This window comes from Streptomyces sp. SID5643 (genome assembly GCF_009872555.1).
GTDB lineage: Bacteria > Actinomycetota > Actinomycetes > Streptomycetales > Streptomycetaceae > Streptomyces > Streptomyces iakyrus.
Map to the genome: position 1 here is coordinate 1 of NZ_WWIC01000162.1, position 6,917 is coordinate 6,917.

The following is a 6,917-nucleotide window of genomic DNA, read 5'->3' on the forward strand; positions in this document are numbered from 1 at the left end:
CCCCGCACCCCGCACCCCCACACCCCAAACCCCGCCTCCGCCGCCCGCCCCCGCCCCCTTCCGGCCCTCCTCATGGCGGAGCGTGACCGTCCAGGACGGGTGATCCGGCCATGATCGCCGTGACCACCCGTGTACGGGCGCGTTGAACGGGAAGCACGGCGGCGCCACCTGCCGCCGGGCTCACCGAGTCAGAAGGAGAACGTGATGTCTCGCATCGCGAAGGCAGCCGGTGTCGCGCTCGGCACGGGCGCCGTGGTACTCAGCGGGGCCGGTCTGGCCGTGGCCGACGCGGGTGCCCAGGGCAAGGCCGTCGGGTCGCCGGGCGTCCTCTCGGGCAACGTCGTCCAGGTGCCGGTCCACATCCCGGTCAACCTGTGCGGCAACACCGTCAACATCATCGGTCTGCTCAACCCGGCGTTCGGCAACGAGTGCGAGAACAAGGACGACCCCGAGAAGCACTCGGGTGGCCACGGGTACGGCCACTGATCGCACGCACCACCCCGTGCACGCACGCACTGTCGTGCACGCCCGAAGAGCCCCGGCACCTTGAGCGCCGGGGCTCTTCGCATCAGCCGGAAGGCGGCTCACGCGTAGCGGTAGATCCGCCCGTGGTCCTCCAGCTGGTCCGGTGTCACGTCCCACGGCGGCAGCCTCTCGTGCCGCGCCACGACCCGCCGGTACTGCGCGCTGCCCGGTCCGGGCGGCCTGGCCGGCAGGTAGCGGTGCTCGCGGTGCCGCCGCTGCCAGCGCGACCACACCAGGTCGACGAAGGCGTGGTGCATCCAGAACACCGGGTCGTTGACCGAGGCGCCGCCGACCATGGCCCCGCCGACCCAGCGGTGCACCCGGTTGTGGTTCTGCCAGGAGGCGCTGCCCCGGCCGTTCCCCCACCCCTCCAGCTTGTTGCGGAAGCCCTTGCCCGACGTCGAGTCCCAGGGGGACGCGTCGTAGACCGGGTCCTTCAGGGCCCGTTCCAGGTCGGCCCCGGTGGGCAGCTGGATCGGGTCGCGGGCGCGGCCCAGGTCGCGGGTGAGGAACTCCTCGTCGGTGATGCCCTCCTTGATGGTCCAGTTGCCCTCCGCGTAGGCGAACGGCCCGGTCATCACCTGGCGGTCGGAGCGCCGGCCGGTGCCGCCGAGGAGGTCGGCGGTCCAGGGGGCGGACGTGGTCGTGCGGTCGCGCGTCCAGTCCCAGTACGGCACCGACACCGACGCGTCGACCCGGCGCAGCGCCTTCTCCAGTTCCAGCAGGAACTGCCGGTGCCAGGGCAGGAAGGAGGGCGCCATGTGGGCCGTGCGCAGGCCGTCCTCGCCGTCGGAGGTGTAGTACTCGATGTGCGTGCGGACGAACTCGTCGTACTCGCCGCGCCGTTTCACCTCCAGCACGGCCTTCACGAAGCGGCGTTTCTCGGTGCGGGTGAGGGTGCTGACGTCCTTACGCGTGTACGCCATGGGCTCCCCCGTCCTGGTGCCCCGGGGCGTGCCCGGGCAGGTCGCGCAGGCGCTGCCCCGGCCCCAGTTCGTCGACGGCGGCGCGGGTCGCCGCCAGGGGGGTGGGGTAGGAGCGGTAGTGGTCGACCATGCTCAGCCAGCTGCCGTCCGCGCGGCGCATCAGGTGCAGCGGCCGCCCGTCCACGGTGACGTGCCAGTCCGCGTCATCGACCTCCTGCTCCGGGGAGGGGATCGGCACGCCGCGGATGAGGCGGCCCCGGTAGGTCTCCTCGAACATGCCGTCGCCGGCCCGCACGTCCGTGTTCTTGCCGTCGGACTCCTCGGGCCAGGCGGCCACGGCGACGGGGGTCAGCACGGCGCCGGCCGCCGTGGCCACCAGGCCGCGCAGCACACCCCGCCGGGTGCCTCTGGCACCCCCGTCTCCCGCCGCTCCCACCGGTACTCCGCCGACGCCTACGACCATGTCGTGCTCCTCGTTCCGCTCGGTTGTCATTGCGGTAACAGCCCGAAGGCCCCCGCGGTCACCACCGCGGGGGCCACACGAGAACACCCGGTACGGACCGGCGTCCTACAGGCCGGGGCCGATGCCCAGGTCGGCCGTGGGCACCGTCTGCACCAGCGGGGCCAGCACGCCCACCTGCGGGAGCTTGGCCTCGGGCAGGCCGAAGCCGTCGGCGTTGGGCGAGGTGAGCGGGGCGTCGACGGACACGCCCGGGGCGAGTGTGCGCAGGTCGGAGGCGGGGGCGTCGACACCGATGTGGTCGAAGCCGGCACCGAGGAGGTGCGGCAGGGGTGCGCGCAGGTCGGCGCCGGGCAGTCCGCCGTGGACGGGCAGCTGCGGGACGGCGCGCTCCGGGATGAGCCGGCCCTCGACGTAGCGGGGTCCTTCGGGTGAGCCCGGTACCGGCACCGGGAGCTGCCCGGTGGCCTCGGGCAGTTCCACGTTGAGGGCCTTCTCGGCGCCGCCCAGCGGGACGGGGACGGGGACCGTGCCGACCGCGGCGGCGGGGGTCGCGGTGGCGGCGCCGGCCGCGGCCGCCACACACGTGATCACTGCGGCGAGGGTTCCTCGGGTGGTCGACTTCATCTGGGGTACGGTCCCTTTCGCGTGTCGGGGGCTCAGCGTGCTGACCGAGTAACGAGCCGGGGAACCGCACCAGCGCACAATTCCCCCGACTGCCGCAGTAATACGACGGACCGGGTCGCTTGCGGACGGCCGTCGGTCAGCTCGTCCAGAAGTCCCACCAGCGCGTCAGGACGAGCATGCCGACGATGCCGAGGTGCAGCGCCGGAAGCACCCAGGTGAACTCGTCGAGGAACCGGCGCACCGCCCCGGGCGCGGGCAGGAACCCCTGGCGCACGGCGAACGAGGTCACGTACCAGAACAGGGGGATCGTCGCGGCCCAGGCCAGGCAGCACCACAGGCACAGCGCGTTGATCCGGTACAGCGACTCGAACTGCAGCCACGTCACGAAGCCGACGCCGAACAGGCATCCGGCGTCGAAGGCCAGCCAGTACCAGCGCGGGAAGCGGGCACCGGCCAGCAGGCTGAGGCCGACGCAGATGACGACGCCGTAGGCGACCAGTCCCAGCATCGGGTTGGGGAACCCGAAGACCTCGGCCTGGTCGCTCTCCATGACGCTGCCGCAGGACACCACCGGGTTCAGGCTGCAGCCGGGCGTGAAGTCCGGGTCCTGAAGCAGCTTGAACTTGTCGAGGGTGATGATCCAGGAGGCCAGCAGCCCGGCCGCGCCGGTGACGACGAGCAGCAGGGCGAACGCCCGGCCGGCGCCCGCCGTGCGCGCCCCGGCCGGCGCGACCGGGGTCACTTCGGCAGCGGAAGACCGCCGAGGAGCCCGCCGTTCGAGTTGAGCCGGGTGGTCGCCTGCTTGACGGTGCTGAGCATCGAGTCCTTGTTCTCGGTGTCGAGCGCGTTGGACTGGTGCTTGAGCGGCATCGGGTCGATGGGCTCCCTGGTGAGCGCGTTGACTGCGCCGTTGAGGCTGGTGGGGGTGACGTTGGCGGGGTCGTAGGCGGCGTGCGCGGGTGCGGCGGCACCGGCGACGACGAGGGAACCGGCAACGACGGCGGCGGCCTTCAGGGACTTCATCGTGAATCCTTTCTTCGGCGACGGATGTCACCGGCGGGGAATTCGGACGCCGTGCCTAACGATGCCTGTGCGGAGCGGAAACCCCGTCGCCAGAACCTCATATGAGTCGCTGAACGGAAGTCGTGCCGGTCCCGGGGCCGGCACGACGACCGGGTGAGCGGCGGGGCCCTCAGGGAGCCTTCGGCAGGGAGGGCAGGCCGGCCAGGTCGGGGGCGGGCAGCCTGCTGTCGACCAGGGTCGCGGCGACGGTGTTCACGACCCCGGCCACCAGGCCGTCGACCGCGTGGGTGACCTGGGCGGCGTCGCCGGAGGTGACGGCCTTGAGCAGTTCCTCGGTGGCCTTCTCCAGGGCGGTCATGGCCTCGGCCGCGAGGTCCTCGGGCAGCCCGGCGTCGTCCTCGACGGGGGCGGGCAGCGTGCTGGCCTGGGGCAGGGGGCTGCTCTGGGCCGCGGCGCCCGGCGTGGTCGGGGCCATGGCGGTCGCGGTCGCGTGGTCGATGGCGTCCTGCACCGAGGTGCTGAGCTTGGCCGCCTGGGAATGCGGCAGCTGGCCGTCGTCCGCCTTGAGCACGGCGGTCAGCAGGTCGGCGACCGGGACGAGGACGCCGCCGAGGTCGCCCAGGCTCTCCACCTGGCCGAGCAGTTCGTCCGCGTCGGGGACGGGGGCCCGGGACGCCGCGTGGGTGTGCTCCGGGGCCGATGCGTTGTCGGCGGCCACGGCCGCGGGCCCGGTGACCCCGAGCAGCAGCGTGGCGCAGAGCGCGGACGTCGCGATTCGCCGTGCGGGCAGACGCATGGGGGGTTCCTTTCGGTGGTGCGTCGGATCTTGTGCCCACCGTGCGAGCGGCTGGAACGCTCCGCAACCGAGCGAACGCCCCAGGTCAGCGCCGCGTCCCCGGGCCCGCGGCGTCCCCCCAGGTAGGCGGCGTGCGCGTTCCCCGTCCGCCGGGCCGCCCGCCGGCCCCCGTTCGGGGCAACGCGAACCGGCCGTTCTCCCGCGTGGTCCCGCAGGAGAACGGCCGGTCAGGGTTTCGAGGCGACGTCAGTCGTTCTCGCACTCGTTGCCGAACGCCGGGTTCAGCAGGCCGATGATGTCGACCGTGTTGCCGCAGACGTTGATCGGGATGTGCAGCGGAACCTGGACGACGTTGCCGGACAGCACACCCGGGGAGTGGGCGGCGGCGGCCTGCGCGCCGCTGTCGGCGGCGGCGATGCCGGTGCTGCCCGCGACAGCGGCAGCGGCAGCGGAGGTCAGGACCAGGCCCTTCGCGATACGCGACATGGAGAGGTGCTCCTTGGGGTTGACACAAACATCCGGGCGGATGCCCGGCGCTGTGTCAACGCGTGGCGTGCACGCGAGTTGTGCCGCCAAAGGAGTGATCTCACCGGAAGGGTCGTCTTCACCGTTCCGACACACACGCCCGGTTTTCAAGGAAAAGTACGGATAGCGTCTAGAGTCGCAAACCTCTCAACGCACCCCTACAGCAAGCAAATCGCACTCAGGGACGAGGGAGGACACCAGTCCGCGAACCCCTCCGGTGCGGTGGTGACCAGGTGGCCGTCCGGCTCGTTTCCCAGCGGGACGCGGCGTGCGCCGGGCGTGCACTTCGGCGCTGTCGGCACCCGGCAGTTCAGGCGCGTTCCCGCCGTCCCGAGCGCCATCCGTGAGCGAGGAATACCGCGCATGCACCTGTCACCGACCGACCCTCCGGCACGGGTCCTCCACGTCACGCAACCCGTGGACGGCGGGGTCGCCCGCGTCGTGACGGACCTGGCCGGGGCGCAGCTGGCCGCGGGCCTGCACGTCACGGTCGCCTGCCCCGACGGCCCCCTCGCGGCCCGGCTCACGGCGCTCGGCGCCGACGTACGGCACTGGGCGGCGACGCGTGCGCCGGGGCCGTCGCTCACCGGCGAGGTACGGCGGCTCTCCCGGATCGTCGGGGACGTACGGCCCGGGCTGGTGCACGCACACAGCGCGAAGGCCGGGCTGGCCGGGCGGCTCGCCGTGCGGGGACGCGTCCCGACCGTGTTCCAGCCGCACGCCTGGTCGTTCGAGGCGGTGGGCGGCGTCACCGCGGCCCTCGCCCGCGGCTGGGAGCGGCGGGGGGCCCGCTGGGCGGCGCGGGTGGTGTGCGTGAGCGAGGCGGAGCGCCGGCTGGGGGCGCGGGCCGGGGTCCGCGGGAGGTGGAGCGTCGTCCCCAACGGGATCGACGTCGAGCGCTTCCGCCCGGCCGACGACGCCGGCGCCGTGCGGGCGGAGCTGTTGCCGGACGGCGGGCCGCACGGGCCGCTCGTGGTGTGCGTGGGGCGGCTGTGCCGGCAGAAGGGGCAGGACGTCCTGCTGACGGCATGGGAGACCGTGCTGCGGCGGGTGCCCGGGGCACGGCTGGTGCTGGTCGGCGACGGCCCGGACCACGGCCGGCTGCGGGCCCTGGCCCCCGGCTCCGTGCTGTTCGCGGGGGACGTCGACGATGTCGTGCCCTGGTACCGGGCGGCGGATCTGGTCGTCCTGCCGTCGCGGTGGGAGGGCATGGCACTGGCCCCGCTGGAGGCGATGGCGTGCGGGCGGCCGGTGGTCGTGACGGACGTCGGCGGGACCCGGGAGAGCCTGCCGCCGGACCTCGTACCGCACTGTCTGGTCCCCGCCCCGGCCCCGGCGGCACTGGCCGCGGCCGTCGCCGGGTTGCTGCTGGACCCGCCGCTGCGCACCGCACTCGGCGAGCAGGGGCGCCGGCACGTCCTGTCCACGCACGACGTGCGCCGCACGGCTCAGGCGGTCGCGGACGTGTACCGCGAAGTCCTGGCCGCGCACGCCGTGTCCACCGAGCGCAGGGAGTCTGTCGCCTCGTGACCGCGGAAAGCACCGTCCCCACCCCCGCCGGGCAGCCGCGGGACCTCCGGTTCCCGCCCGTGTCGGTCCTGCCGCCGCGCGGCGCCGCCGCGGGTTTCCGCTTCCCCGACCGGATGCCGCCGGCCCGGCCCGTGTCGCCGCTGCCGCTGCTCGCAGCGGACGGCACGGCGGCCGTGCTGGGCGGGCTGGCGCTGTCCGGGACCCAGCGCCACCCGCTGCTGCTGGCGGTGCTGGTGGCGGCCTCGCTGCTGGTGCGTCCGTCCCGGCCCGGGCGCGTGCCGTCCGTGCTGGACGAACTGCCCGCCGTGAGCGGCCGGATCGCGGTGGCCTGGCTGGCACTCGGGGCGTTCGTGGCGGCGTACACCCCGCAGCACGTGCTCTCCGCCTCGACCCTGCTCGCCGGTTTCCTGCTCCAGACGGCGGCGGGCTGCGCCGGGCGCGGCGCGGTGCACGCCTGCCGGCGCGCCGAGCTGCTGCACCGGCCGCAGGCCGCGCTCGTGGTCGG

At 73.8% G+C, this 6,917-nt stretch carries 9 protein-coding genes and 1 pseudogene; 3 read left to right on the forward strand and 7 right to left on the reverse strand.

Annotation, left to right across the window (positions count from 1 at the left end):
- The first annotated feature begins 204 nt into the window (after nt 1-204).
- Nucleotides 205-486: a chaplin gene (locus GTY56_RS19355; protein WP_161366606.1), complete on the forward strand. Its 282-nt coding sequence runs from the start codon at nt 205-207 to the stop codon at nt 484-486.
- 98 nt (nt 487-584) lie between these two features.
- Here the strand turns inward: GTY56_RS19355 and GTY56_RS19360 are convergent, their stop codons facing one another.
- The 7 genes from GTY56_RS19360 to chpG all read right to left on the reverse strand — a co-directional run bounded on the left by GTY56_RS19360 (nt 585) and on the right by chpG (nt 4,843).
- Nucleotides 585-1,451 (reverse strand): tyrosinase family protein, encoded by an 867-nt coding sequence (locus GTY56_RS19360; protein ID WP_161366607.1) that lies wholly within the window; start codon nt 1,449-1,451, stop codon nt 585-587.
- The gene (locus GTY56_RS19365; protein ID WP_161366614.1) at nt 1,435-1,914 is read right to left on the reverse strand and encodes a tyrosinase family oxidase copper chaperone; all 480 of its coding nucleotides are present in this window, start codon (nt 1,912-1,914) and stop codon (nt 1,435-1,437) included. Before GTY56_RS19365 ends, GTY56_RS19360 begins: the two co-directional genes overlap by 17 nt.
- A gap of 105 nt (nt 1,915-2,019) precedes the next feature.
- Nucleotides 2,020-2,538: a hypothetical protein gene (locus tag GTY56_RS19370; protein ID WP_161366608.1), complete on the reverse strand. Its 519-nt coding sequence runs from the start codon at nt 2,536-2,538 to the stop codon at nt 2,020-2,022.
- Nucleotides 2,539-2,674: 136 nt separating this feature from the next.
- The gene (locus GTY56_RS19375; protein WP_161366609.1) at nt 2,675-3,280 is read right to left on the reverse strand and encodes a vitamin K epoxide reductase family protein; all 606 of its coding nucleotides are present in this window, start codon (nt 3,278-3,280) and stop codon (nt 2,675-2,677) included.
- Complete coding sequence (locus GTY56_RS19380; RefSeq protein ID WP_161366610.1) at nt 3,277-3,561, reverse strand: hypothetical protein; 285 nt, start codon at nt 3,559-3,561, stop codon at nt 3,277-3,279. The genes GTY56_RS19375 and GTY56_RS19380 overlap by 4 nt, the downstream gene beginning before the upstream one ends.
- Before the next feature lie 169 nt (nt 3,562-3,730).
- Nucleotides 3,731-4,357 carry a hypothetical protein gene (locus GTY56_RS19385; protein WP_161366611.1) on the reverse strand — a complete coding sequence of 209 codons (627 nt, stop codon included), beginning with the start codon at nt 4,355-4,357 and terminating at the stop codon, nt 3,731-3,733.
- A gap of 246 nt (nt 4,358-4,603) precedes the next feature.
- A complete protein-coding gene (gene chpG / locus GTY56_RS19390) occupies nt 4,604-4,843 on the reverse strand; it encodes a chaplin ChpG (RefSeq protein ID WP_161366612.1) in 240 nt (79 codons plus the stop codon).
- Nucleotides 4,844-5,245: 402 nt separating this feature from the next.
- Here chpG and GTY56_RS19395 point away from each other — a divergent pair, with 402 nt between their 5' ends.
- Together GTY56_RS19395 and GTY56_RS19400 are read left to right on the forward strand one after the other, a co-directional pair.
- The gene (locus GTY56_RS19395; RefSeq protein ID WP_161366613.1) at nt 5,246-6,412 is read left to right on the forward strand and encodes a glycosyltransferase; all 1,167 of its coding nucleotides are present in this window, start codon (nt 5,246-5,248) and stop codon (nt 6,410-6,412) included.
- Nucleotides 6,409-6,917, forward strand: a pseudogene (locus tag GTY56_RS19400) (transferase); the annotation flags it as partial. The gene GTY56_RS19395 and the pseudogene GTY56_RS19400, both read left to right, overlap by 4 nt.